Annotated in this window: 26 protein-coding genes; 3 read left to right on the forward strand and 23 right to left on the reverse strand. The window is 44.2% G+C overall.

Going from position 1 to position 25,216, the window contains the following annotated elements:
• Nucleotides 1-138 precede the first annotated feature (138 nt).
• The 4 genes from ACSFXN_RS02315 to ACSFXN_RS02330 form a co-directional block, all read right to left on the reverse strand.
• The gene (locus ACSFXN_RS02315; RefSeq protein ID WP_437148592.1) at nt 139-1,407 is read right to left on the reverse strand and encodes an MDR family MFS transporter; all 1,269 of its coding nucleotides are present in this window, start codon (nt 1,405-1,407) and stop codon (nt 139-141) included.
• 41 nt (nt 1,408-1,448) lie between these two features.
• Nucleotides 1,449-3,575, reverse strand: a complete 2,127-nt coding sequence (locus ACSFXN_RS02320) for an ATP-dependent helicase (RefSeq protein ID WP_437148593.1) — start codon at nt 3,573-3,575, stop codon at nt 1,449-1,451.
• Between the two features lie 308 nt (nt 3,576-3,883).
• Complete coding sequence (locus ACSFXN_RS02325; protein ID WP_301855413.1) at nt 3,884-4,087, reverse strand: YwbE family protein; 204 nt, start codon at nt 4,085-4,087, stop codon at nt 3,884-3,886.
• A gap of 97 nt (nt 4,088-4,184) precedes the next feature.
• Nucleotides 4,185-5,483: a DUF2382 domain-containing protein gene (locus ACSFXN_RS02330; protein ID WP_437148594.1), complete on the reverse strand. Its 1,299-nt coding sequence runs from the start codon at nt 5,481-5,483 to the stop codon at nt 4,185-4,187.
• 262 nt (nt 5,484-5,745) lie between these two features.
• On the opposite strand from ACSFXN_RS02330, the gene ACSFXN_RS02335 reads away from it, so the two are divergent.
• On the forward strand, nt 5,746-6,327 hold the full coding sequence (locus ACSFXN_RS02335; RefSeq protein WP_437148595.1) for a hypothetical protein: 582 nt from the start codon (nt 5,746-5,748) through the stop codon (nt 6,325-6,327).
• Nucleotides 6,328-6,353: 26 nt separating this feature from the next.
• Here the strand turns inward: ACSFXN_RS02335 and ACSFXN_RS02340 are convergent, their stop codons facing one another.
• The 19 genes from ACSFXN_RS02340 to ACSFXN_RS02430 form a co-directional block, all read right to left on the reverse strand.
• Nucleotides 6,354-7,319, reverse strand: coding sequence for a glutaminase (locus tag ACSFXN_RS02340; protein ID WP_300990267.1), 966 nt, complete (start codon nt 7,317-7,319; stop codon nt 6,354-6,356).
• 118 nt (nt 7,320-7,437) lie between these two features.
• Nucleotides 7,438-8,040, reverse strand: a complete 603-nt coding sequence (locus ACSFXN_RS02345) for an alpha/beta hydrolase (RefSeq protein ID WP_437148596.1) — start codon at nt 8,038-8,040, stop codon at nt 7,438-7,440.
• Between the two features lie 384 nt (nt 8,041-8,424).
• Nucleotides 8,425-9,303 (reverse strand): Hsp33 family molecular chaperone HslO, encoded by an 879-nt coding sequence (gene hslO / locus ACSFXN_RS02350; RefSeq protein WP_437148597.1) that lies wholly within the window; start codon nt 9,301-9,303, stop codon nt 8,425-8,427.
• 86 nt (nt 9,304-9,389) lie between these two features.
• Nucleotides 9,390-9,614 carry a DUF896 domain-containing protein gene (locus ACSFXN_RS02355; RefSeq protein WP_300993484.1) on the reverse strand — a complete coding sequence of 75 codons (225 nt, stop codon included), beginning with the start codon at nt 9,612-9,614 and terminating at the stop codon, nt 9,390-9,392.
• 26 nt (nt 9,615-9,640) lie between these two features.
• Complete coding sequence (locus ACSFXN_RS02360; protein WP_437148598.1) at nt 9,641-10,123, reverse strand: RrF2 family transcriptional regulator; 483 nt, start codon at nt 10,121-10,123, stop codon at nt 9,641-9,643.
• A 140-nt stretch (nt 10,124-10,263) separates the two neighbouring features.
• On the reverse strand, nt 10,264-10,797 hold the full coding sequence (locus ACSFXN_RS02365; protein WP_437148599.1) for a chromate transporter: 534 nt from the start codon (nt 10,795-10,797) through the stop codon (nt 10,264-10,266).
• Entirely contained in the window at nt 10,794-11,375 is a 582-nt protein-coding gene (locus ACSFXN_RS02370) for a chromate transporter (protein WP_437148600.1), read from the reverse strand. The genes ACSFXN_RS02365 and ACSFXN_RS02370 overlap by 4 nt, the downstream gene beginning before the upstream one ends.
• Before the next feature lie 11 nt (nt 11,376-11,386).
• Nucleotides 11,387-12,991, reverse strand: coding sequence for a gamma-glutamyltransferase family protein (locus ACSFXN_RS02375; RefSeq protein WP_437148601.1), 1,605 nt, complete (start codon nt 12,989-12,991; stop codon nt 11,387-11,389).
• Between the two features lie 42 nt (nt 12,992-13,033).
• Complete coding sequence (locus tag ACSFXN_RS02380) at nt 13,034-14,053, reverse strand: ABC transporter ATP-binding protein (RefSeq protein WP_437148602.1); 1,020 nt, start codon at nt 14,051-14,053, stop codon at nt 13,034-13,036.
• The gene (locus ACSFXN_RS02385) at nt 14,019-15,032 is read right to left on the reverse strand and encodes an ABC transporter ATP-binding protein (protein ID WP_437148603.1); all 1,014 of its coding nucleotides are present in this window, start codon (nt 15,030-15,032) and stop codon (nt 14,019-14,021) included. The genes ACSFXN_RS02380 and ACSFXN_RS02385 overlap by 35 nt, the downstream gene beginning before the upstream one ends.
• Before the next feature lie 7 nt (nt 15,033-15,039).
• Nucleotides 15,040-16,596, reverse strand: coding sequence for a glutathione ABC transporter substrate-binding protein (locus ACSFXN_RS02390; protein WP_437148604.1), 1,557 nt, complete (start codon nt 16,594-16,596; stop codon nt 15,040-15,042).
• Between the two features lie 18 nt (nt 16,597-16,614).
• A complete protein-coding gene (locus ACSFXN_RS02395) occupies nt 16,615-17,502 on the reverse strand; it encodes an ABC transporter permease (protein WP_437148605.1) in 888 nt (295 codons plus the stop codon).
• 14 nt (nt 17,503-17,516) lie between these two features.
• The gene (gene nikB, locus ACSFXN_RS02400; protein WP_437148606.1) at nt 17,517-18,458 is read right to left on the reverse strand and encodes a nickel ABC transporter permease; all 942 of its coding nucleotides are present in this window, start codon (nt 18,456-18,458) and stop codon (nt 17,517-17,519) included.
• Nucleotides 18,459-18,752: 294 nt separating this feature from the next.
• Nucleotides 18,753-19,202, reverse strand: coding sequence for an Lrp/AsnC family transcriptional regulator (locus tag ACSFXN_RS02405; RefSeq protein WP_437148607.1), 450 nt, complete (start codon nt 19,200-19,202; stop codon nt 18,753-18,755).
• A gap of 106 nt (nt 19,203-19,308) precedes the next feature.
• Nucleotides 19,309-19,755, reverse strand: a complete 447-nt coding sequence (locus ACSFXN_RS02410) for a GNAT family N-acetyltransferase (RefSeq protein ID WP_437148608.1) — start codon at nt 19,753-19,755, stop codon at nt 19,309-19,311.
• Between the two features lie 101 nt (nt 19,756-19,856).
• Nucleotides 19,857-20,708 (reverse strand): pirin family protein, encoded by an 852-nt coding sequence (locus tag ACSFXN_RS02415; protein ID WP_437148609.1) that lies wholly within the window; start codon nt 20,706-20,708, stop codon nt 19,857-19,859.
• A 33-nt stretch (nt 20,709-20,741) separates the two neighbouring features.
• Nucleotides 20,742-21,590 (reverse strand): patatin-like phospholipase family protein, encoded by an 849-nt coding sequence (locus ACSFXN_RS02420; RefSeq protein WP_437148610.1) that lies wholly within the window; start codon nt 21,588-21,590, stop codon nt 20,742-20,744.
• 144 nt (nt 21,591-21,734) lie between these two features.
• Complete coding sequence (locus tag ACSFXN_RS02425; RefSeq protein ID WP_437148611.1) at nt 21,735-22,412, reverse strand: SOS response-associated peptidase; 678 nt, start codon at nt 22,410-22,412, stop codon at nt 21,735-21,737.
• Between the two features lie 69 nt (nt 22,413-22,481).
• Entirely contained in the window at nt 22,482-23,174 is a 693-nt protein-coding gene (locus tag ACSFXN_RS02430; protein ID WP_437148612.1) for an aspartate/glutamate racemase family protein, read from the reverse strand.
• A gap of 289 nt (nt 23,175-23,463) precedes the next feature.
• Here ACSFXN_RS02430 and ACSFXN_RS02435 point away from each other — a divergent pair, with 289 nt between their 5' ends.
• Entirely contained in the window at nt 23,464-23,895 is a 432-nt protein-coding gene (locus tag ACSFXN_RS02435; protein WP_300990284.1) for a hypothetical protein, read from the forward strand.
• A gap of 121 nt (nt 23,896-24,016) precedes the next feature.
• Nucleotides 24,017-25,216, forward strand: coding sequence for an MFS transporter (locus ACSFXN_RS02440; protein WP_437148613.1), 1,200 nt, complete (start codon nt 24,017-24,019; stop codon nt 25,214-25,216).

A 25,216-nucleotide genomic window follows, 5' to 3' on the forward strand; every position in this document is an offset into this window, starting at 1 on the left:
AGCGCTGTGCGCTTCGTCGCAAAGACTTGGCCTCACAAACTTCGGCCAATGTCTTCGCAGCTGGTCGGCGGAATATCGGTTAAGGAAGGATCACTATTAGAAACTTTAACTTCCTCAACAAACTGAAAAAACCTTCCCTCAATGGGAAGGCCTTTTTTCAAACAGTTTAAACATCGAAAGATAAACAAATCCGCTCACAACAGATAAAGCAGCTAAAATGGAAAACGTCCAGCCGAAGCCAAACCATGCAGTCATGGGAATTGAAATTGGCGCAATCATACGTCCGATTGTATAACGCATGCTCGCTGCCGCAAAATACTGGCCACGCTTATCTTCCGGAGCAAGTTTCGAGATAAAGCTCTGCTGCACCCCTACTACCATCAGTTCTGCAAAAGTGAAAATCGCTATCGCTCCTACAAACATCCAGAACCACGATGTTACCGGGAACAGAAGCATCGCTACAGCATATAGAATGGTCGATAGGAAAAAGACCCATTTTTCAGGAAAGCTTGTCATCCAACGAGTGACTATCACGGTAAACAAAGCAACCAGCAGCCCATTTTCAGAAAGCAGGAACCCAAAAGAAGTCTCTCCGGTAACCGTCCACTCCCTTCCCCAGAAAGAAGCGATTGTCTGTACATCGATGGTTTCTTTTAAGTATACAGGAATAAGCAAGTCCAATTGCATGAACGTTTGTGCTGCCAGCACTCCCGCAATGACAAAAAGAAGAAACAGCCGATCTTTAAAAATCAACCCGTACTCTTTGAATTGCTTAGCGACTGCTCCTGTCCATCCGATTGCTTCTGCTGTCTCCCATTTACCTTTTAATTCGTGGGATAAAGTCTCGTTTGTGTAGAGCCTAAGAACGAGACCAAGCAGCATAGAAATAACCGTAACAATCAGCAGCAGCTCAAAACGATACGAGAAAAATAGCACTGCTCCGACCAAAGGCCCCACTACCACGGCTATATTCAATGTCGTGTAAAAAATAGCAAATACATCGCTTCTGTATTTCTCCGGGATGACATCTGCAATCATCGCCTGGCTGGCTGGCCAATAAAGCGAACTGCACATGCCCGCCAATGTAAAGGAAACAAACCCAAGTTCAGGTGATTCAAGCCAAGGAGAGTTGGCGAATGCAAATAGCAAAAAAGCCGCCCCTTGAGCAATTGAGGCAAAAACGAGCATCGTGCGCCGGCCAAACCGATCTGCGCAATAACCGCCGATCAAATTCGCAGCAACTGAAAAAACTTGAGAGGTGACGAGCAAAAGGCCCGCCATCCCTTTTCCAAATTCTTCGGCAAAGTAAATCGCTAAAAACGGAAAAACCATCCAATAACTTGTGTTCATAAAAAATTCGCCTACCAGGCGAACTTTTAAACTTCGATCCCAATCCCTAATCCTCATCATCATTTCCCCGCGTTCTGCAAACTTTTCCTATTCGATTATCATTCCAGCACTTCCAATAACTTATAGCTTAAGCAAATATCAATCATCAAGTCTTTGCGTTCCTTGGCAAATTGAATCGATAGCCGTTCGTGATCCCGTTCTACAATTCTTCCTGTCCCAAAAACCCGATGGCGCACTTTGACTCCCTCTAAAAGTTCGTCATCTCTTTTTACTGCTTTCGGATTATCCGGCACCTTTACTTGGACTGCTTTTGACGCTGCAGCCCGTTGCGGCCGAACAGCTGGTTTTTCAGGAATGGTAATATCCCTTACTTCATCAACAAACCGGGATTCACTGTCATAGCTGATCAATTCCAAATGTTTTTTAGCACGTGTCATTCCGACATAGAATAAACGCCGTGCTTCTTCCAAGGCATCCGGTTTTTCCGTATCTTCCTCAGCGGGGATAATTCCTTCATTTAAATCAATCATATAAACACGCTCAAATTCCAATCCTTTGGAGCTATGAAATGTCGACAATGTCAGCATATCATCTGTTTTTTCAGCTTTCGCATTTTGCGTGACTTGCTCCAGTTCTTTCAGCCTCTTGGCAAACTCGGTCATGCTCGACAGCGGCCCGGCTATTTGTTCCAGCGTGATTAGGATTTGCTCCAAATACTGCATCCGCATACCGAATTTTTCAGCACGGCTTGAAAGCATCTGGTCATACCCGAGTTCTCCGCGAATTGTCCGGATGACTTTTAGCGGCTTCATGTGATTTAATGCCTCGAACCATTTTTTCTGTTCGTTCAGTATGTTGATTTGGTAATCCTTCAATGTGATGCTGCGGTTAATCTCATCAAAAGCATTGATTGTGGACGGCTTCATACGGCTCAGCGCTTTTAATTGGCTTCCTGACCAATAAGCATTGGTTTTCGATGCGATTTTCGCATAAACATCAACACGCTCCGGTTTCAAACTGAAACGCATAAAATTGAGCATATCTTCTACAATCCAATGCGAGAAAAACCGGTTATCCGCATCTTTCATATAGAAAGGAATTCCCAGCCGATTCAATTCGCTGATCAGCAACGTCGAAGACGAGTTGTTGCGATAGAGGATGGCCACTTCTCCAAAATGGCTCAATTCTTTCAATTCTTTCATCACATACTTTAGCTGCGCTTCTTCTGAAGCAAGCCTCCGGATAACGATGGGGTCTCCCTCTGGCTGTTTTGTAAACATATTTTTGTCATGCCGTTTTTTATTCGTCTTAATGAATAAATTCGCCGCATCCACAATATTTTTTGAAGACCGATAATTGCGTTCCATTTTCATCACATAGGCATCGGGATAGACATTTTTGAACTTCAATAAATACGTAGGCTCAGCGGCACGCCATGTATAAATAGACTGGTCATCGTCTGCAACGACGCAGAGGTTCTGGTGGCGTGCCACTAATTTCTCAACGATAGCGTGCTGAACCATAGACGTGTCTTGGCTTTCATCAGTCATGACGTAATCCCAGCGCTGCTGATACTTCGAAAGCAATGGCTCATCTTTTTCCAGTGCTTCATTGGCAAGCGACAGCATATCATCAAAATCAACTAACCTAACGTCATAGTTCTCTTTAAATGCTTCATACGTCTTCAATATCTCAATTGCCCCTTCAAAAGGTGCATTCAGCTTTTTCCATTGTTCTCGAGGAGTCATTTTGTTTTTCACAAAACTGATGAATGACGTCAACTCATCCAACTGGTCATCGGTAATTGGCTCCCCGACCTCTGTTTCATACATTTCACGCAACAGCCGCTTTTTATGAAGGCCGTTGGATTCGCTTCCTTCAATCATCACGTAGCGCGAATTGGCAAAATACTCCCGTGTGATTTGAAAAGCCAAGCTGTGAATGGTCGAGAAATCTACCGGTGCCAGCTTTGGGAAAAAGCGTTTGTAGCGTTCCTGCATATCGGTCGCAGACGCCTTACTGAATGTAATGGCTTTTATACGGTGTGGCTGCACACCTTTTTCTTCAATCAAATAACCGATGCGCATGATCATGGTAGTCGTTTTCCCTGATCCTGGACATGCCAAGAGCAATAACGGGCCATCCGTGCGTTCAACAGCTTTTCGCTGGATTTTATTTAGTTCAACTCCGAGTTGCTTTTGTTTGCGTTCAAAAAAGTTGCTCATACGATACTCCTTCGCATTTTCAGTTCCTTTATCTACACCTTACATATTCAGTAAAGCCCTTAGCTGCTGAGAGCTAAAATCAACCGGACGTTAAAGTCCATTAGATCAATCCATAGTTAAAAGGTTTTGTTTTTCCAGAATAAAGTTCACTTTATTTTAGCACAAAGAGTTGGTTCAATCAGTCGAGTTTTTCTGCAATCTTCACTGATTGTCTATTGATTTTCTTCTTGAAGAATCAGGATCCTGCCATCCATTAACGCTCGACAAAAAAGGACCCAAAATGAAGGGTCCTTTTTTCACCTATAAACTTATTTATCAGAGCTAAGAATTTCACAAACGCGCCCTACTTGGCCATCTGCAAGCCTCACTTTAATGCCATGGGGATGTGAAGGCGAATTTGTTAAAAGATCTTTAACGATGCCGCGGGTTTTCTTGCCCGTCCTTTGGTCCTGCTTCAAGACAATATTCACTTCTAAGCCTGGTTTTATATCGCTTCTTTTTTTGCCGTCCATTAAAACTCCTCCTGCCTTTCTTTCATAATACGCTATTCCTTGCTTTTTTCCACACAAAAAGGCAGGGATTGCTCCCCGCCTCATTTTCTCTTTGCCATTAGCGACGTTTTGTCCGGTTACGATCAAAATCATCGGTGCCTAGATCTGAATCATCATCAATATCCGCTTCTTCACGGCGAACTGTTTCGTTGACGACTTCTGTATCCTGGACTTTCCGTTTGCCTACTACAATTTCTTCGCTTACCACATCTGTTTTTGTGACATTCACACGTTCTTCCGTTAACGGAATGTGGATGTCATCTCCTTCTTGATAAGCATCTCTGCCTATCCGGGAGTCATCTGTCACTTCTTCGTTTACTGGGCGGCGTTCAATATATACTTCTTCCCTCTCAACCGGCACTTCAATTGTCTGATTATCTTCAACCACACGCTTGCCGACATTCACTTCACCGGTTTGCACACGATTTTTGTCAACTTGCAGTCTTTCTTCGTGAAGACGAAGGCGGTCTTCCTCTGTATCATCAGCTCGGTCATGGTCTGTGTCCATCCGATTTCGGTCGGTGTCTACAAAATCGCGGTCGGTCCGGTCACGATCCGTATCCATAAAGCCACGGTCTGTCCGATCACGATCCGTATCCATAAAGCCGCGGTCTGTCCGATCTCTGTCAGTCAATCTATCACGGTCCGCGTCATTGTACCGGCTTTCATTTGTAGCTGTAAAATCTCCGGTGTCCCGGCTTGGAGATGGAACGTCGTTTACCGAACTGCCCGTTCCTAAACCGAAGCCTGTACCTGCATTTCTGCCGACTCCGGCTGACTCGCTGTCATCAAGTCTGGAAGAAGCTGAAGTTTCATCAGCATCCACCAAGTTATGGCCTGAATGGAAATTCACGTCGTTAGCTTCATTTGTATCCACGGTTAAACCATCGCGTCCAACCATGCCTGAGTCTTCTCCCGTATAACGGGAAGTATCCTCAGCTCCCACAATGCCTGTTCTTGAGGTATTGCCTGTAGGATCTCCATATGCGGAACTGCCGCTTCTTGGTCTGTTGTCATAAGAATCTCCAATTTCCTTATCAACAAACAGCAAGATTTTTCCGTTCTGCACTTCCTGATAGTAACGGTCGGCTTCCTGGCCATCAACACCCATGTCGTTAAAAGCTTGGCGTATAGGTTCATTTCCGGACATAAAGCCCATAAACTTATCCATCCAGCCTCCGCCTTCAGCAGATTTGTAATCTACATCCGTGCGCCCTCGGACCATAGAAATCTGATCTTTGTCATGAGCCATGACGTACATGTGGTCTTCCGATATTCCCTGCGATTTCAGTTCTTCGATTTTTCTCAACACTTCTGTTTCGCTGTCGAACGTGCCCATAAAGTTATTGCTAGCCATTTTCGATACCTCCAATTTTTGATATGTGTCCTTGAAAAATCTTACTACTCAAGAAATACCCCGCCGATACTTTCTCAAACATATTTGGGAATTGAATCGGCCGATAAAACTAAAATATTTTGAATTGACAGTCAATTAAATCCTTTTGTTGATTCAATAAAAGATAAATCTAAACTTTTCTTTTTCTTCTGTATTTACTGGAACTTTTCTTCCATTTTTTCGTCTAGCTTATTATGGGGTATTTTAAGGAGGAGGAAGAGGTATGAGAAAAATGAAAATATTTCTATTTATTTGTTTGGCTTCATTAATACTTGGAAGCTGTTCGTCGCATCCTGTTTCCTCTAAAAGCCAGACTCCTCCACAATCGGACACAATTAAAAATACAACGATGCCAGACTATAGTTCTGTCGCTGTTATTCAACAGCCTACTGATACAAGTTTATTGATTGGTGACACATATTACGAAATCACTTCTGCCTCAGCGCTGGCTAATTCTACAGGTTCCAATCTCCATCCAGAGGATTTGCATCCAGGAGACCTAGTGTCTTTAACAGCCAGCAAGCAAACGACCGGCAACTTCCCTCAAAAAGGAATCTTGTTGTCTCTCATGCGGCATGAAGATGAAAAAAGCCAGCTTATCAGCCAAGCCATTAACCATGTGCTGCTCAATCAGGAGATAGGAGACATTATGGCTTTGGAAATCAAATCAGTCAGCGCCCAGCTGATTACTTTGCAGTTCAGAGATTTGGCAGATAAACGGAAATTCGAATGCATTGTAAATATAAAAAGTATGGACTTTCAAGTAAAGGAAATTCCTTACTTAACCTCAAAACAAAACCCGTGAGCTGATTAAGGCTCACGGGTTTTGTTTCAAAAGATACTCAAGTCCCATTCTTTCGAAATTTGGCGAAGCATCATCGTTCCTGCTGCACTGTTTCCGGTTACGTCTATGGCAGGGCCATAGACACCAATGCCTGCTCCTGCCCTGAATTCATAGGTCTGGGAATGGAGCTTAGGCGGAACGGCGGCCAGGATGCCGCCGGATACACCGCTTTTTGCGGGAATGCCGACATGTGCTGCAAAATTTCCTGAAGAATTGTACATACCGCATGTCACCATTAGCACTTTAGCTACTTGAGCAATTTCATCTGAAAAATGTTTCACATTCGTGATGGGATTAAAGCCATCATACGCAATGATTAATCCGATCAATGCCAAATCTTTTACACTGATTTTGATGGAACACTGGCGGATATATATATCCAACGCTTCTTCCACTTCTATTTCCAAAAAATTCGCTTCTTTTAAATAGTAGGCAAGTGCCCGGTTGCGATGGGAAGTCTTCCATTCAGAATCGTAGACTTCACGGTCCATCTCAAGCGGATGGCCCACGAGGGTTTCCAGAAACGACAGCAGATGCTCGTACTTCTTTTGACTTGTGGGTCCTGGCAGCAAAGCTGAAATCGTAATTGCTCCCGCATTGATGAAAGGGTTGAATGGCTTGTTTGGACGGTGTATTTCAAATGGAATAATTGAGTTGAAAGCTTCTCCGGTCGGTTCCACGTCCACGCGTTCAAGAACAAATTCCAATCCGTAATGGCAGCACAAGGCAATAAAAGTCAGTGCTTTGGAAATACTTTGAAGCGTAAATTCTTTGTCAGTGTCTCCTGCACAATAGTACTGGCCATCTTCATCAACCATACAAATACCAAGCAGGCTTGGATCTACTTTCCCAAGTGCCGGTATATACTGTGCAGTCGTCCCTAAAATAGCATGTCCTTTGTTTTCTTGTACCCATGCTTCCAATTGTTGTTGGATTAACGGATTATTTTGCATACCATCTCTCCTCGCAAGCTTTATCGTACTTTAACAGTCAGACGTGGTGAAGATACTTTCGCTAATTGAAGTTTCCCTTTATAAAAATTCCCCTCGTCTTCACAAGGGGATTAGTCTTTTATAGGTTATCATACCAAGCTTTTGCCGCTTCCACTTCCGGCATTGTCAATTGGTGTCCATAACTTTCCCAATGCAATTTCACATTTGCACCAGCGTTCTTTAACAATTGTTCCAAATCAGTCGACTCTTCTGCAGGACAGATTGGATCGTTGGTTCCCGCTGCGATAAAGACGCCCACACCTGACAAATCAGGCAACGCCGTTTCGCGGTTCGGTACCATTGGATGATGTAAAATGGCTCCTTTTAAAGCAGCTGCGTCAGTAAATAATAAATTGGCCGCTATGTTTGCTCCGTTCGAATAACCAATAGCAATGACATTGCTGCGATCAAAACCATGTTCTTTTGCCGCCTTATTTACAAAGTCATTGAGCTCCTCTGTACGGGCTTTCAAATCTTCCATATCGAAGACACCTTCTGATAAGCGCTTGAAAAAACGGGGCATTCCATTTTCAGAAACATTCCCCCGGACACTCAGTACAGAAGCTTCGGGATCAATATGTGCAGCAATCGGCAACAAATCGTTTTCATTGCCCCCTGTCCCATGCAATACAAGAAAAGTCGGTTTAGCTGGATTTGAACCTGGTTGGAAAATATGTTTCATTACAAAATACCTCCTAATGGTGAGTTTGCCTATTTGATTAGTTTCCCTCTTTACAGATCAGTGAAACTTATCTCGAATTCAAGATAATAATAACATAGAAGCGATTGAATTCCAATCGTAACCCTTTGAGTTCTTCTCCGTTATTCTTCAAGAAGCTCCATTAAATGCGCAAGCTTAAATAAGTTGCACTAAAGAGTCATCCTTTACTATACCGCTTCGGAGTAAGGCAAAGACAAGTGCTCATCGCAAAGCTGCCGACCGAAGTATCCAGCTGTAATTATTAGTCCAACTTATATAGCGCACGCGTTCTAGCTTTTCTTCAAATAAAAGATGATATCATATAAAAACCACCCACTGAAAAATCAGCGGATGGTTTAAAGTAAGTTATTTTGCTGTTTCAAGCATGTCTTCTAAATTTTCTTTTGTAAAAAGATAATTTTCATTACAGAAATGGCATTGCGCTTCAGCTTGGCCATCAGTTACGATCATGTCTTTGATTTCTTCTGTTCCAAGGCTGATGATTGCATTATGGATTCGCTCTCTTGAACACTGGCATTGGAATTGAACCGGCATAGTGTCCAGCACTTTGACATGACCGCTTCCCAGTACTTCATCAAGAATTTCCTCCGGCGTCATGCCTTGTCGAACCATATTCGAAATCGTCGGGATTTCCGATAACCGCTGCTCAATTTGAGTAATGACTTCTTCGCCTGTACCCGGCAATACTTGAATGATAAATCCGCCAGATGCCTGAATAGTATTATCCGGATTGACAATTACTCCGACACCGACAGACGACGGTATTTGTTCAGAAGTTACAATATAGTGAGTAAAATCTTCACCAAGTTCACCCGATACGATCGGTACCTGTCCGACAAACGGCTGCATTAAACCGATGTCTTTGGAAACCGAGAGAGTTCCGTCGGTTCCGACCGCTCTTCTGACATCCAGTTTTCCTTGGGGGTTTAAATCGAAATGAGTTTGGGGATTTGAAACATATCCTCTTACTTCACCTTTTGCATTAGCATCCACTAAAATTGTTCCCAGCGGACCGCCGCCGTTGATTTTGATGGTCAGTTTCTCTTCGCCTTTCATCATGGCACCCAGCATGACACTTGCTGTCATGGAACGGCCTAGAGCAGCTGAAGCAGTCGGCCATGTGTAATGGCGGCGCTGTGCTTCTCCTACTGTTTCAGTTGTCCGGGCTGCGTAAGCACGTACTTGTCCATCGTAAGCCAAAGCTTTCACTAAATAATCGTTCATCTATTTTCACGTTCTTTCTATAATAGTTTTTCCGACTTCAACTAACACTCACTGGGGATGAAGCCCCCACTGAGTGAAGTTTCACTTTATTGTTTCCGCATTTCTTTTTCGTTTTTTACTTTGTCCGGTGTAACGTCGTTTCCTAAAGGATCGAGCACTTTAAGGCTCGTCACCGTATTCTCGATTTGTCCCCGGATTTCCCGCAGATAGTCTTCCCGCAATACTTGCTGCTCTACTTTTTCGGCTGGCGTCAATCCAGCTTCTCGAGCTTTCTTTGCTAATTCATTAATGCGTGTGATGCTGGCAATCATTGTCCCCATCCTTTCGTTTCTCTTTGTTAGGCAACCATCTTTTTCTGTATCCACTGTTGGAGCGTTTCTGTCTTCATCAGGAAACGCTGTTGCTTCATTTTGTCAGCTAAAGTGGCTATTGTTTCCCTTTTCATGACCGACTTCCAGGCGTTTTCAGCTTCATCCATCAAGTCGGACAGCAGACAGCAAGCATCTTCTTGCTCCAGCTCCAGCATGTCTCCTAAAATCCCACTTGGCGAATAAAGCGACTGCCGCCCTTCAATCGCCAGATATATATCATAAACACAAATTTCTTCCGGTTTTTTCTTTAATTTAAAGCCGCCTTTTACTCCAGGCACGGATGCAATTAAATCCGCATTCACTAATTTTCTTAATAGCTTCTGGAAATAAGTCGGTGAAGTATTTAATTGCTGGCTGATTGCTTCACCCGGCAATACCGCTTTATCGGGTAGCATATTTAATAGCAATATGGCATAAACCGATTGTTCGACACCTGTTTTCATGTGCATGGAGTTCACCTCAATCCATTCCTAATGCGGATAACATTTATCCGCATTGTCATATAATAAGTGCTGGAAGAAAGAAAGTAAAGAATTTTAACTCCATGAAAAAAACCATCCGCAGTAAATCGACGGATGGTTTTGGTTAGCTATAGAAACGCGGAGATGCCACCATAGGCAAGCGCAAGCAAAATAACGAATGCCGGATGGATTTTTCTTATTTCAAGCATCCAGTAACTAACAACAATCAGGATAATTGTCTGCATACTGCCGGAAGTATCAATGGAAGTCATGAAAAACTGAAGAGTCATGGCCCCGAGCAGCACCGCAATCACGGGACGGATCAGCTTCGTGATGTTTTTTACTTTAGGGGAGTCTTTGTATTTCAATAGCGTCACCATCATAAGGATCATCAAAATAAGGGAAGGGGCTACAGAAGCAAATAACGCTATGACGGAACCAAGAATCCCGCCTTCCATATAACCGATATAGCCTGCCATTTTTGTCGCAATCGGTCCAGGAAGGGCATTCCCGAGCGCCAGTACTTCCCCGAATTCCTGAGTCGTCATCCAGCCATACCGGTCAACCACTTCTTTTTCAACAAGCGGAATTGAAGCCGGCCCTCCGCCGTAGCCTAATATGCCGGGAATGAAAAACGCCAGAAAAATGTACCAGTAAATCACGCTTTCCCTCCCCCTTTCTTAAACGATAGTAAGGAAATTAAAAGGATTCCAACGATTAAAATTACCGGATGAAGGTTCAATCCCTCCATTAATATAGCGGCTATCACGGTAAAAAGAATGCCACGTGGCCAACCCAGCGACTGCCCTGATTTTTTCAGGAAATCCCAAGTCATGACACCAAGCATTACCCCAACCACCGGCACAACTGCCGCTGACATGCTATTGACCCACTCGACTCCTTTGAATTGCTGCAAAGTTCCGAGCAACAGAATCATCAGCAGGACGGTAGGAACCACCACTGCCACTAATGCGACAATACTGCCAATAACGCCATTCACCCGATACCCGATATAACCAGCCATTTTAGTGGCAATGGGTCCGGGCATGGTATTGCCAAGCGCCAATGTATCCCCGAATTCATCTTCTGTCATCCACTTATATCTCTTCACAGCTTCGGCATGAAAGAGCGGAATGGCTGACGGACCTCCTCCAAATCCTAAAATGCCGACACGGAAAAAGGCGGCAAAAATATCGGCATTCGCCTTTAAGTTGGAGGTTTTGGTCGTCTTATTCCGCATTTTTCTATCCGTTACCACACTGCGACCGATCCATCCGTACGGGATTCTGTGCCGCCCGACAATACACCCGTCTCTGGATTGCGCCAAATAATCTGGCCTCGGCCAAAAGCGCCGCCATCAGTAGCAATTTGAATAGTGTGTCCCTTGCGAGCCAAAGCTTGTGCCAAATAATTTGGGAAATTCGGTTCCACTAATATCGTTTTGCCTTCCATCCATTGCCACCTTGGCATATCAAGCGCCGCTTGTGGATTCAATAAATAATCTACAGTATTGGCAACAACTTGGAAATGCCCTTGCGGCTGCATATAGCCTCCCATGACTCCGAACGGCCCGACTGCTTTGCCGTCTTTTGTCATGAAGCCGGGAATGATGGTGTGATAGGTCCGTTTTCCACCTTTTAATACATTGGGGTGCTGTTCATCCAATGAAAAATCAGCACCGCGGTTCTGAAGTGCAATACCAGTCCCGGGTATAACAATGCCGGATCCAAATCCCATATAATTGCTTTGAATATAGGAAACCATATTTCCTTCTTCATCAGCAGCAGCTAAATAAACCGTTCCGCCTTTCGGCAATTCATATGGAGCCGGCTCGGAAGCAGTATCTTCAATAACGGCAGCCCGCTGCTTTGCATAATCATCCGAGAGGAGGTGTTCCACACTTACCGGCATGGCTTCAGGTTCGGTAATGAATGCCTTGCCATCTGTAAAAGCAAGCTTCATCGCTTCAATCTGTTCGTGATAGGTTTCTGCCGATTGCCATTTCGGTTCGCTTAAATTCTTGAAAATATTCAAAGCCATAAGTGCTACCATTCCTTGACCATTCGGCGGGATCTCCCATACCTCATAGCCGCGGTAATTGGTCGAAACCGGTTCAACCCATTCCGGTTTAAAGGCAGCAAGATCTTCTTTCGCCAAAAAACCATTGTGCTGTTTCATAAAATCGCTGATTTTATCAGCAAGCGCGCCTTCGTAGAATGACCGCGATTCTGTTTCAGCAATTTCCCTTAAAGTCGAGGCGTGTCCGGGTGATGACCACATTTCACCGATTTCCGGCGCTTTGCCGTTCGGCGCAAAAGTATCGAACCATGCTTGATACTCTTCTGTAGTAAAGGAGGTTTTGAATTTGTCATAGGCAAGTTTCCAGTACTTCCCCAGAATCGGCGTAAGCGGATAACCTTCTTCCGCATATCGGATTGCCGGTTTTAAAGCTTCGGAAAGAGGCAACTTTCCAAATTTCCGGGACAGCTCAGCCCATGCAGCCGGCACTCCTGGAACCGTAACCGGCACAACGCCATGAACTGGCATTTTATCATGCCCGCGTTCTTTCACCGCCTCCACTGAAATGCTTGCAGGAGCAGGACCGGAACTGTTCAGCCCATGCAATTTATCTTTTACCCAGACAAGCGCAAAAGCATCTCCTCCAATGCCGTTTGAAGTCGGCTCCACAACTGTCAAAGTGGCAGCTGTCGCTATTGCAGCATCAATCGCATTGCCCCCATTTTGCATAACTTCAATCCCTGCTTGTGCTGCTAAAGGCTGCGATGTCGCCACCATGCCTTTTCTTGAAAATGCTGTATGCCGTTTGGCGTCAAACGGATGCTGTAAATAGTCCATTGAAATACCTCCAGTTTCAAAATAAGAGCCGACTGCTGGAAATTACTCCAGCACCCGGCTCAATGATTCGCCTGCGAAATGGCATGCCGCAAAATGGTCTTTCTCATGCTCGATAAATGCCGGTTTATCAACTTTGCAGATTTCCTGCGCCATTGGGCAGCGTGTATGGAATACACATCCACTCGGCGGATTCGACGGATTCGGCATATCACCGACCAAGCGGATCCGTTCTCTTTTCGCATTCATAGTCGGTCTTGGAATCGCCGATAATAATGCTCGTGTATATGGATGGAGCGGATTATTGAAGATCCTTGAAACATCGCTCATTTCCATTGTATGCCCCAAGTACATGACCAGGACGCGGTCACAGAAATAACGGACCACACCTAGGTCGTGGGAAATGAACAGATAAGATAAATGATACTTCTCCTGCAATGTCTTCAATAATTTCAAAACTTGCGCTTGAACTGAAACGTCCAAGGCGGAGACCGCTTCATCGCAAATGATGAACGAAGGGTTAAGCGCAATAGCTCTTGCAATGCCAATGCGCTGGCGCTGGCCGCCACTGAATTCATGCGGATAGCGGTCATAATGCTCGGCTTTCAATCCAACTTCTTTCAATAAATCCAGTACGGCCTCTTTCCTTTCGTTTGCCGGCATTTTCGTATGCATTCTAAATACTTCATCCAATGCATGGCCAATCCGCTGCCTCGGATTTAAAGAAGCATAGGGATCCTGAAAAATCATTTGCATTTCTTTTACGAACTTCTTCTTCTCTTTTCGCTTTAAATCTTGAATCTCCTGCTCATTAAACTTTATTTTACCTTCTGTCAGTTCTTCAAGTCCAAGAATTGTGCGGCCGAGCGTGGATTTTCCACACCCGGATTCTCCGACAACTCCAAGGCTTTCACCTTTATACAGTTTCAAAGATACCGATTCAACAGCTTTAACATTTCCTTGTACTCTCTTTAAGATGCCGCCTTTAATAGGGAAGTATTTTTTAACTCCGTTTAATTCCAGAAGTATTTCAGGCTTCGATGGTGACTCTTCCATTGTTCTCATCTTTCTCGGCCTCCTTTTCGTTCAGCCAGCAAGTTGCAGAATGGCCTTCGGATACCTGAAATTCAGGAGGCACCATTACTTTGCACTTATCCATCGCAAATTTACAGCGCGGATGGAAACGGCATCCCGGGATTTTTTCATTTAATCCAGGCATATTGCCAGGAATCGGTTCGAGCTCAAATTCCGGATCGTCTACATTCGGCACTGAATTCAATAATCCGATCGTGTACGGATGGCTTGGGTTATTAAAAATCTGTTCCACTGGGCCTTCTTCTATCTTTTGTCCGGCGTACATTACCATCACCCGGTCCGCTACTTCTGCTACAACGCCCATATCGTGTGTAATCAATAAAACACCCATATCCAGCTTTTCTTTCAAGTCATTGATTAAATCCAGAATTTGCGCTTGAATCGTTACATCCAATGCAGTTGTCGGTTCGTCTGCGATCAATAAGCTCGGGTGGCATGCTAGGGCCATCGCAATCATGACCCGCTGCCGCATTCCGCCGCTCAATTCATGCGGATATTGGTTTAGCCGCTTGCCCGGATTCGGAATCCCGACTTGGTTAAGCAATTCCACACCTTGTTTTGACGCTTCGGATTTCGATAATTTATGATGGAGCATTAATGGCTCCCGCAATTGATATCCAATAGTCAATACGGGGTTCAAAGCCGTCATCGGTTCTTGGAAAATCATCGACATTTGGTTTCCCCGAAGTTTTCGCAACTGTTCCTGTGAAAGATTTTGGAGCGGCTTATCGTTCAGCCGAATCTCTCCGCTTTCAATTGATCCATTTGAAGGCAGCAACCCCATCACAGACAATGATGTAATACTTTTTCCGCAACCCGACTCTCCTACAATACAAAGCGTTTCTCCTTTTTCAACATGAAAAGAGATTCCTTTGACCGCCTGCACTGTACCCTCAGATGTACGAAACGAGGTGACTAAATTTTTTACTTCAAGTAATGTCTGCGCCATATTCTCCCTACTCTCTCGATACGTTTGCTAAGCTCCATTGGCCATTCGGGTCTAATTTTAAGCCTTTAATGGCGTTATCAGTGGCAGAAGTGACTACCCCGTGGTACATCACGATAGCCGCATTGTCATCCAGCATAAACTGATTAGCTTCTGCTAAGAATTTCTCGCGTTCTTCCGGTACAATCGTCGTGCGTGACGCTTCTACCAATTTATCGAATTCCGGATTGCTGTATTGTGCACGGTTCGAGTTTCCGACGTTGTCTGAATGGAAGTTCGGGTAGAACATTTCAGAACCGTCACTTGTTACGTTGGACCAGCTTAGGAATGTCATGTCATATTCTCCGGCACGTGCGGTGTCCAGGAAAGTCGCCCATTCCATTGTTTCAATTTCTACATTGAATCCAGCTTCAGTTAATTGAGATTGGACAATTTCAGCCATCAGGATAAAGTTGTCGCGGTTAGCAGCAAGCAGCTTGATCGGTTCATTGCCAAAACCATTTTCTTGCACCAATTGTTTTGCCAGTTCCGGATCATATGGAGTTCCCGCGTTATCCGCTTCTTCGTTATAGCCAAATACTTTTGGCCCTAGAATGCTGTCGCTTCTGACTCCTAAGCCGTTCAATTTTTCAACGAACGCATCACGGTCGACCGCACTGGCTACAGCTTTGCGGAAATCCGGATTTTGGTTTCGCTCTCTGGAATGGTTGAACGTCAAATAGTAGACCGGCGTTCCTTCCTGTTTCGTCACTTCTACATTTTCCAGTGATTCAATACGGGAAATCTGTTCTGGCGGCAAAGCATCCAGGAAGTTAACTTCTCCTGTTTGCAGCATTGAAATGGCAGTAGAGATTTCAGGAACGACTTTAAATCTTACTTGGTTAAGAGCAACTTCTCCGTTCCAGTAATCCGGATTCTTTTCAAGCACGATTTCGTCTCCTTGGTTCCAACTGACAAACTTGAATGGCCCTGTACCTACAGGATTCTGCATCAAATCTTGTTTTTGGTCCGCTGTCGGGCTAATAATAGCAGCGTTGGAATGTGATAATGCTGCAAGCAATGGCCCGTATGGATATTTAGTTTTAATCTCAACAGTTTTTTCATCGATTACATTCACTGTATCCACCGGTTCTAAAAGAGACGCCCGCGGTGCTGCAGTTGCCGGGTCGCGCAATTTATCAAACGAGTATTTTACAGCTTCTGCATCGAAGTCTGTGCCATCCTGGAACTTGATGCCTTCTTTTAACTTGATCACCCAAGTCAAATCATCCGGGTTTTCATAGGATTCAGCTAATTTAGGCTCCAATTCCATGGTTTCCGGGTTTCTTTCAAACAAGTTTTCATAAATTTGTGTCATAACATTTGAAGAGACCGAATCATTTGTCATCGTAGGAGAAAGTCCAACTGCATCTGAAGTAGAGGCGTAAATAACTTCTTGTTCTGCGTCTGAAGCAGGTTCACTGCCTGATCCTCCGCTTTCCGCTTCTTCAGGAATTGTACTTCCTGAACATGCGCTTAAAATTAACATAACGATTAATGATAATAAAAACAGCCATTGTTTCTTCATTTATATTCCTCCAATGTTTTATTGTCCAATATCCATATTTGGATCAAGTGCATCACGCAAGCCATCACCAAGTACGTTAAAAGCAAAAACCGTCAACATAATTGCAATCCCTGGAACAATTGTTAAATGTGGGGAAGTCCACATAAAATCCTGCCCTTGAGAAATCATGGCGCCCCATTCAGGTGTAGGAGGCTGTGCGCCAAGTCCTAAATAACTTAAGGCCGCTGTGGAAAGAATCGCTGTTGCCATCCGCATGGTGGCAAAGACAATAATCGGTGCCGTAACATTCGGCAAAATGTGCTTCACCATAATCCGCAAATTGGAAGCACCCATTGAGCGCATCGCCATAATGTATTCTTTTTCTTTGACCGACAGCACCGACCCCCGGACAATCCGGGCACATGTCGGAATTGACCAAATACTGATTGCAATTGCAACGTTTACTAAACTAGTGCCTAGAATAGCGATAATTAGCATCGCCAGCAAAATGCCGGGGAAGGAAAACAGCAAGTCAACAAAGCGCATGATGACGGCATCCAATTTCCGGTAGTATCCTGCCAACATGCCTAGTACGACTCCACCGAACAGTCCAAGTGAAACAGCCACTGCACCTACAACCAGCGAAATTCGGGCACCATAGACAATCCGGCTCCAAACATCACGGCCATAATTGTCCGTTCCAAGCCAATGCCCTTCGCTGAACATCGGCAACTCACTGCTGCCCAGATTTTGCCGGATGGGATCATGCACCGTGATGACGGGTGCAAAAATGGCCATTAGTATTTGGAGGAGTACAATGATTAACCCGACTACGGCCATTTTATTTTTTAACAACCGCCTTAATGTCGTCTGCCAGGCTTTTTCCTTTTTCTTTGGTTTCAACTCTACCGATTCAGCCGTTGCCATAGCATTTCCTCCCTTCAGTCATATTTAATGCGAGGATCAATATAGGTATAGATAATATCAACAATCAAATTAACGAGAACAAACAATGTGGCTACGAGTAAAACAGAGCCTTGCACCATCGGAAAATCCCGTGCGGCGATTGCATCAATCATCAAACGCCCTACTCCGTTGATTGCGAAAACCTTTTCTGTAATGATGGTTCCGCCAAGAAGGAAGCCGAAGTTCAAACCAATGACTGTAATGATTGGGATCATTGCATTTTTCAGTGTATGGATCCAGATTACGTTTCTTTCCTTTACTCCTTTTGCGCGTGCCGTCCGCACATAATCTGCCCGGATAACTTCAAGCATCGAAGACCGGGTCATACGGGCAATCATCGCAGCAGAACCGGTACCCAAAGTGATGGCCGGCAAAATCAGTTCTTTGATGCCGTCCACTGTATAAAATGGATGAGACATTCCGCCAACCGGAAGCCATTGAAGATTTACTGAGAAAACCAAAATCAGGAGCGCCCCTAACCAGAAGTTCGGAATCGAAATTCCTGCCAGTGCAAATGTTGTAGCAGATACATCCAATAAAGAGTTTTGCTTCAATGCGGATACAAGACCGGTGATGATTCCGATGATGACCGCAACAATCATACTGGCGATCGCCAGCTTCAAGGTATTCGGGAAACGGACTGCAATGGCGTCCGCAACCGGCTGAGCCGTCTGATAAGAATAGCCAAAGTCGCCTTGCACCGCATTAGCTAAATAATTGGCATACTGCACAAGAAACGGCCGGTCCAATCCGAGATTGGATTCAATCGCTGCAATATCCTCAGCGGTCGCAGTCGGCCCCCCGATGATTGATGCCGGATCTCCAGGAGCAATATACATGGAAGAAAATACGAGGAAAGATATTCCCAAAAGCAAGAACACTAATTGCAATGCACGACGAATAATTAAAGCAACCAACTCTACACCTCCCCTTACATTTGTTAAGAAGAAATCGATATCTTCTTAACAAATGAAATATTTTAATTAATCTGATTATAATTTAAGTAAAAATAAAAATCTATAAGAATTTTCAAAAAAGTACTATTTACTCAGTTTAAACGAACAAAAACACTGAAATAATATCACCGCACTTTCTTTTCGTCTGCCTTATCCTTTTTTCTAATTCTTTTTGTTTATTTTCGCCAGGTTTTTATAATGAAAAATTTAAACAAAAAGAAAAAGCCAATAGCAAAATAGATTTGCTGTTGGCTTTTATAGTTTTAAACCATTTCTGCTTTTGAAGCGACGCAGCAGAATATGGCTTTCTACACGGGTGATGCCATCAAGTGCGTACAACTCTTCATTGATAAATTTCTCTAATCCCTGAAAGTCATCTACTAAAACATGCATATGGAGAGTGGACGGACCAGTCATTTGATAACAGCTGGCTACGTTTGGATTGTCTGCCAAGGCTTGAGCCACTTCGACAAGTGAAGAAGGGTCGCAATCGACTTCGAAAAATCCGGATACTTGCTTCCCGACTTTTTCACTGTTGATCACCACCGTGAACTTTTCAATAATTCCAGCCTCTGTCAATTGGTGGACCCGTTCTCGAACCGCTACACGCGAAAGGTTTAACTCTTTTCCGATATCTACATAAGAACTGCGGCCGTTCACCGTCAACAATTCTAAAATCTTCTTATCGATTTCATCTATTTTCATAAAGCCACCTCAGTACTATAAGTTTGAAGATGATTATACGACATTTGATTACGTTTTGGAATACATAAATTATTTTTGGTTCCCTTTAGAAAGAAAATAGAACTTTTTACTTCCTCTTTAGAAAGCGGCTACAAAAAACTCCAGGCGCGACTTCAAAGCAATCCTGCTCAATAAAACCATGCGATTCGTATAGTTTTTTAGCCGGTTCATTGGCGGTCCCAGTGCTTACGATAAAGTCATGGCCCTTATATTGCTCTAATAAGCACCTCAGCAATGCTCTGCCGATGCCTTGGCGAAAATAGGAAGGTGCGACTACTAATCTATGTATATCGATTGTACAGCCTTCTTCTTTATAAGAAATAAAGCCCTTTAATTCTCCTTCCAAAAAGCCCATAAAAATCTCTTGGCTGTCTTGGATTTTCTCAACCGTTTCATGCAGTTGAGGGATTCCTTCAAACCCCATCAATGCCGCTTCAACTTTATATGCCGGCTGCTGAATTTTTTGAATGGCCTGCGCTGTTTTTTCCAAATAATGGTCTAGCCGTACAATCATGAAGAACACTCCTCGCTGATTTAACTTATATCTACTGAAAAAAGTAATGCCTCTATATAGGAAACTTCAGGTTTCCTATATGAATCGGGGCAGTTCTAAAGTCAGTCGAATTTTCCGCTCCAAAAATCCTGGTATGCCTCGTCGAGTTCTTCTGGTGTGTTCATCACAAATGGCCCCCGGTGCGCAATCGGTTCTTGCAGCGGCTGGCCGCTCAAGACAAGCAAAACCGTACGGTCACTGAGGGACTTCAACATCAAATCTTCTCCTGCATTTTCAAAGAGAATAAAGTTGCCGGATGCCACAGCGGTTTCGCCATTCACTTCCACTTCGCCTTTCACTACGAAAACACCGGTATTGAAATGCGCTGGAAATGCCAATTCCGCCTCGCCGCCTATTTCCAGCCGGACATCCAAAAGATGAATCGGCGTAAAGGAAGTTGCAGGGCCGGTTACTCCTGAATAATTTCCCGCAATGATCCGGACTTCCCCATCCCGGACAGGAACAGACTTTATCGTTTCCCGGGTCAACGGCTGGTACTTCGGCTCTGTCATTTTATGCGCTCGCGGAAGCAGCACCCATAGTTGAATCATTTCAGACAAGCCGCCTTCAGGAAGCTCTGGAAATTCAGTGTGCTGAATCCCTGCACCCGCTGTCATCCACTGAGCTTCATCTTTATGGATTGTTCCTCCATTGCCTTTCGTGTCATAATGCGTAATTGCCCCTTCATAGACAACCGTCACTGTCTCTAATCCACGGTGTGGATGAAGCCCGTCGACTCTTCCTTCCCCTGAAATCGGAGAGAATCTTTTCGGCGGTCCATGGTCCAGCATAAAGAACGGGCTCATGCGCTGATAATCTGAAAAAATCGGCAGATAATTTTTCACTTCCATGTCGATTACTTTAAACGGTTCAGAACCGCTTAATATTGCTTCTATCCGTTTTACTCCAGCCATTTCTATACCACTCCTTATTTTTCCTGACAACCGTTAAAGCGAGATGAACTTTTTGATTTCCAGCATTTTTGCTTCTGCATCATGATAGCCCTGGTTATACAATTCCGTTAACTTTTCAGTATCACGTTCCATCCCGTTCATTTTGAAAAATCTGGAAGGTTGAATGACAAGCACTTTACCTTCAACTTCCAGTTCTTCGATAAACTCCACCGTTTCGTTATACCTTGAATACCAGCTTTCCATGCTTTTCACGATGCCAGGAAATTGGCGATAAAAAGCCGGCATCAATTTGGCAAAAGAATTTTTCTTTTTCCGGTATCCTTTTTCTTTAGTCAAGACGATTATAGGCTTTGTTACACCATCTTCGAGAGCTTTACGGATTGGAATAGGGTCTGCCACTCCGCCGTCCATCAGGAGTCTGCCTTTGAATTCAACCGGCTTCGCCATAAAAGGCAGTGAACTGGAAGCCCGAACGAGGGACAAGACATCCTTGGCATGCTGGCGTTTTTCAAAATAGAGCGCTTCCCCGGTCAGGCAATCCGTGGTCCCTATAACAAATTCTTCAGTTGCATTATGGAAACTGTCATAATCGAAAGGCACCAGCCGATTCGGGATGTCGTCAAAAATCAAATTCATCCCGAACAGTTCTCTTTTCAACAATAAATTCTTTACAGAAATATAATCCGGATGATGCACAGAGCCGATGGTCACTTTATGATTGCGCCCCGTCTGCCGCGACACATAAGAAGAAGCATTGCAGGCACCGGCCGAAACCCCGATGATATAGTCCACGAAAATCTCTTCTTCCAAGAATTTCTCGAGGACACCTCCTGTGTAAACACCCCGCATGCCTCCGCCTTCTAATATCAGACCGCTTTTCATTCGAAATCCCCCTCTTTTATAAGCACATTGCCCATATGGGTTTTTCAAAAGCCGGTATTTGTCTTCATTGTCTTTTTCTCTAAATTCTCCTTGCGAATGAAGAAGGCAAGAAAAGCTGGCCGGATCATTTCCGCCAGCTTCCCGTCAGCCTACTTTCTGGATCAATTCGGGCCCGTTGTTTTTTGGAGAGTTGACTGCATCCGAAACTTCGTATGCTTCTAATTGTGCGGAATCAAATGGCTTTAATAGATTTCCAAGCACTTCTTCATCCTGCACTTTCGGATCAAGCCAAACTTTTTCCGCTTCTTTCGATAAAATCACCGGCATTCGGTCATGAATAGAACCCATCAACTCATTTGCTTTAGTTGTCAAAATGGAACAAGTATTGACTGTCTTGCCTTCGGGCGACTTCCAGGATTCCCATAATGCTGCGAAAGCGAAAGGCTCATCCGATTTCAATTTGATGCGCATCGGTGTTTTTCCGTCATCGGTCCGTTTCCATTCATAAAAAGAATCAGCTACAACGAGACAGCGCTTTTTCTTGAAGGCATTCCGGAAACTTGGCTTTTCAGCCGCTGTTTCTGCGCGTGCATTGATCATTTTGTAGCCGATTTTCTCATCTTTTGCCCATGGCGGAACGAGTCCCCATTTCAAAAATCCTAAACGGTTCTTGGTTCCGTCATTGACCACTGCCACCACTTGCTGGGAAGGGGCAATATTATAGCTCTCCGAATATTCTTCTTCTCCAAACGTCACTTCATCAATGTCAAAGCGTTCCAGTATGACGCTGTAATCTGCATACAATGAGTATCTTCCACACATCGTGACCATCCTTTCCGAAGCTGGCTTGTTATTATCTTTAATATAGCAGAACCTTTCCCGCAATGCCGATTATTTGCTGAGCGCTTGTTCTACGGCTGCTTGCGCGTGGATGGCGGTGGTATCAAACAAAGGAATAGCTGCATGCTTTTCTTGAATCAGCAAGCCGATTTCCGTGCAGCCAAGCACAATTCCTTCTGCCCCTTTGCTTGCCAATTTCCGAATCGTTTCCTGAAAAAATCCCCTCGATGACGGTACCGCTTTACCCATGCACAATTCCTCGAAAATAATTCGGTTAATTTCTTCCCGTTCCTTTTCTTCCGGAATCAGTACTTCTAAACCGCTTGTAATCAAGCGGGACTTATAGAAATCCATTTCCATCGTGTATGTTGTGCCCAGCAATCCCACTTTTCGAATTTGATTGTCATGAATCCTGTTGGCAGTTGCATCTCCAATATGCAGAACCGGAATTGAGATATTTTCTTCAATGTCGCTTATTACTTTATGCATTGTATTGGTGCAGATGACAATAAAATCAGCTCCCGCTTTTTCAAGCGCCGCTGCTGCTTGGCCCAGTAAATTCCCGGCTTTCTCCCAGTCCCCGGTTGCCTGCCAGCGCTCCACTTCTTCAAAATCCACACTGAAAAGGATGGATTTCGCTGAATGCAGGCCGCCTAAGCGGTTTCTCACTTCTTCGTTTATCAGCCGGTAGTATTCAGCCGAAGATTCCCAGCTCATGCCACCGATCATTCCGATTGTTTTCATGGAGTTCCTTCCTTTCCTGTATTTCGTTTTCCAAACAATAGCCAGCACTTCTCACCACTATTCCCGTTTTGTTCATCTTTAAAGACTCTCAGCCTATGTCCGCTTTTACTTAGTGAGGAATGAAGATCTTCTATTGATTGAGTTTCTCTTTATTGCCATCTCCTCTCCAAAGCTTTTGTCCGATATAAGTTTTTTAGAGGACACGAAAATGCAACAGCTCATCTTAGCCCCTTTATTGTCGGAAGAGTGTTATAATAAAAGTATAATATGTTTCATTAGGAGGAATTACATGGCTACGGCGCGAGAAATGAGTCTGGTTAACAAAGATTTTCTGGTTGAAGAATTAGGGCTGAAACAACAGGGCAATTCTACGGTCTTTACAAACGAGGATTGTTTTGTGCTGTCCCCATCGGTTCAGCGTTATGAGAAGGGGTTCGATATCAGCGAGTTCAATTTGGCGAAATTTGATCCGGAACGTCAGCAAGGCTTTTTGATCGTACGGTATATGGACACCTTTTTAATGGCTAAGCTGGAAAGTTTTCAAAAAAAGATGATGCCGCCTGAACTGCAAATCAAGAAGAAAAATACCAAACCGCATTGGAAGTTTACCGTCGCGGAAAACCCTGCATACCATCTGGTAAACACTCAGAACAAAGAACTTCGTTACCGTCTACAAGAACCTTCAAAAAAACAAATCATTGCTTTCTTTAAAAAAATATAAACGACTCCCGCAATGACTTTTATTGCGGGATTTTTTAATGGGGATAATTGCTTTGTTAACCTCCGGAATTTTCTGTTTAATGGTAATATGAACGTATTGCTAAACGAACGGAAGTGGTTTTATGGAGGCAGAAAAGTATACAACAGAAAATCACGAATTCTGGAAAATCATGTTCAGCCTGCTGCTGGCTTCTCTTTTTATCTTTGCTAACCTTTATGCTGTCCAGCCGTTATTGCCGCTGTTCGTAACTGAATTCAAAGTGTCGGTCTCTGCTGCAAGCTTAGCCATGTCACTGACTACAATCGGGCTCATCATCGGTTTGGTTGTCTTAGGCTTTTTTTCAGACCGCAGCGGCAGACGGACTTATATCATTTTTTCCCTGCTGGGTTCAGCGCTCCCTTTTTTTCTGCTTCCGCTGGTTGAATCGTATACTTGGTTTTTACTGCTCCGTTTTGTCCAGGGATTTGCGCTTGCCGGCGTACCAGCCGCAGCGCTTGCTTACATAAGTGAGGAAATCGCTCCTAAACATATCGGTTATGCGACAGCTTTATACATTTCCAGCAATGCTCTTGGCGGCATGATTGGGCGAGTGCTTGCAGGTTTTTTGGCTGATCGCTTTTCCTGGCAAGCCGCTTTTGTCCTTTTTGGTGTCACGGGCCTCTTCTTATTCATAGCGGTTTTGTTTCTGCTGCCAAAATCCCACCATTTTCAGCCAGGCGATGTTTCTTTTGCAAAAGACCTTGAAGGTTTTTGGTTTCATTTGAAAAATCCATCATTGCTGGTTGTCTTCGGGCTGGGTGCCGTTCTTCAAATCTCCTTTACAGGCATTTGGACGTATTTGCCGTTTCACATGGAAAACCCGCCTTTCTCCATGTCCCTTCAGTCAATTTCCTATTTGTTTTTTGTTTACGGAATCGGCGTGATCGGTTCGCCACTGGCCGGACGGGCTGCAGAAAAGTTTGGCTTGCGGGAAATCCGCAGAGCCGGCGTCGTGATTCTTTCCCTCGGCATCCTTTTAACTTTAAGCCCTTTTCTCTGGGTAGTCGTGGCCGGTTTATGTATTACCTGTCTCGGTTTTTTCACAGCCCATTCTCTGACTGCCGCTTCTGTCGGCCAGCAAGCGGCCCACCATAAAGGCAGTGCTTCAAGCCTTTACTTGGTTTCTTATTATATTGGCGTCGCTGCCGGAAGTTCATTATTAAGCCCGTTATGGTTAGTCAGCGGCTGGACCGGATTGGTGCTCTTTACGGCTTTTCTGCCATTGCTTTACTTATTTGCGGTCACTTTGTACAGACGCATAGAAAAAAGGAAAAGCACCTAA

It is taken from the genome of Planococcus sp. 1R117A (assembly GCF_051417975.1).
In the GTDB taxonomy this organism is placed as follows: domain Bacteria; phylum Bacillota; class Bacilli; order Bacillales_A; family Planococcaceae; genus Planococcus; species Planococcus shenhongbingii.

Excerpts from the sequence above, each read along its gene's own strand:
- ACSFXN_RS02355 (WP_300993484.1), bottom strand. The coding sequence starts at position 9,614 with ATGATTGCCAGCATCACACGCATTAATGAATTAGCAAAGAAAGCTCGA.
- ACSFXN_RS02315 (WP_437148592.1), bottom strand. The coding sequence starts at position 1,407 with ATGAGGATTAGGGATTGGGATCGAAGTTTAAAAGTTCGCCTGGTAGGC.
- hslO (WP_437148597.1), bottom strand. The coding sequence starts at position 9,303 with ATGAACGATTATTTAGTGAAAGCTTTGGCTTACGATGGACAAGTACGT.
- ACSFXN_RS02440 (WP_437148613.1), top strand. The coding sequence starts at position 24,017 with ATGGAGGCAGAAAAGTATACAACAGAAAATCACGAATTCTGGAAAATC.
- ACSFXN_RS02420 (WP_437148610.1), bottom strand. The coding sequence starts at position 21,590 with ATGAAAAGCGGTCTGATATTAGAAGGCGGAGGCATGCGGGGTGTTTAC.
- ACSFXN_RS02360 (WP_437148598.1), bottom strand. The coding sequence starts at position 10,123 with ATGCACATGAAAACAGGTGTCGAACAATCGGTTTATGCCATATTGCTA.
- ACSFXN_RS02335 (WP_437148595.1), top strand. The coding sequence starts at position 5,746 with ATGAGAAAAATGAAAATATTTCTATTTATTTGTTTGGCTTCATTAATA.
- ACSFXN_RS02375 (WP_437148601.1), bottom strand. The coding sequence starts at position 12,991 with ATGGACTATTTACAGCATCCGTTTGACGCCAAACGGCATACAGCATTT.
- ACSFXN_RS02430 (WP_437148612.1), bottom strand. The coding sequence starts at position 23,174 with ATGAAAACAATCGGAATGATCGGTGGCATGAGCTGGGAATCTTCGGCT.
- ACSFXN_RS02380 (WP_437148602.1), bottom strand. The coding sequence starts at position 14,053 with ATGAGAACAATGGAAGAGTCACCATCGAAGCCTGAAATACTTCTGGAA.
- ACSFXN_RS02410 (WP_437148608.1), bottom strand. The coding sequence starts at position 19,755 with ATGATTGTACGGCTAGACCATTATTTGGAAAAAACAGCGCAGGCCATT.
- ACSFXN_RS02330 (WP_437148594.1), bottom strand. The coding sequence starts at position 5,483 with ATGGCTAGCAATAACTTTATGGGCACGTTCGACAGCGAAACAGAAGTG.
- ACSFXN_RS02435 (WP_300990284.1), top strand. The coding sequence starts at position 23,464 with ATGGCTACGGCGCGAGAAATGAGTCTGGTTAACAAAGATTTTCTGGTT.
- ACSFXN_RS02390 (WP_437148604.1), bottom strand. The coding sequence starts at position 16,596 with ATGAAGAAACAATGGCTGTTTTTATTATCATTAATCGTTATGTTAATT.
- ACSFXN_RS02345 (WP_437148596.1), bottom strand. The coding sequence starts at position 8,040 with ATGAAACATATTTTCCAACCAGGTTCAAATCCAGCTAAACCGACTTTT.
- ACSFXN_RS02405 (WP_437148607.1), bottom strand. The coding sequence starts at position 19,202 with ATGAAAATAGATGAAATCGATAAGAAGATTTTAGAATTGTTGACGGTG.
- ACSFXN_RS02370 (WP_437148600.1), bottom strand. The coding sequence starts at position 11,375 with ATGCGGAATAAGACGACCAAAACCTCCAACTTAAAGGCGAATGCCGAT.
- ACSFXN_RS02340 (WP_300990267.1), bottom strand. The coding sequence starts at position 7,319 with ATGCAAAATAATCCGTTAATCCAACAACAATTGGAAGCATGGGTACAA.
- ACSFXN_RS02385 (WP_437148603.1), bottom strand. The coding sequence starts at position 15,032 with ATGGCGCAGACATTACTTGAAGTAAAAAATTTAGTCACCTCGTTTCGT.
- ACSFXN_RS02325 (WP_301855413.1), bottom strand. The coding sequence starts at position 4,087 with ATGGACGGCAAAAAAAGAAGCGATATAAAACCAGGCTTAGAAGTGAAT.
- ACSFXN_RS02425 (WP_437148611.1), bottom strand. The coding sequence starts at position 22,412 with ATGTGTGGAAGATACTCATTGTATGCAGATTACAGCGTCATACTGGAA.
- ACSFXN_RS02415 (WP_437148609.1), bottom strand. The coding sequence starts at position 20,708 with ATGGCTGGAGTAAAACGGATAGAAGCAATATTAAGCGGTTCTGAACCG.
- ACSFXN_RS02320 (WP_437148593.1), bottom strand. The coding sequence starts at position 3,575 with ATGAGCAACTTTTTTGAACGCAAACAAAAGCAACTCGGAGTTGAACTA.
- ACSFXN_RS02395 (WP_437148605.1), bottom strand. The coding sequence starts at position 17,502 with ATGGCAACGGCTGAATCGGTAGAGTTGAAACCAAAGAAAAAGGAAAAA.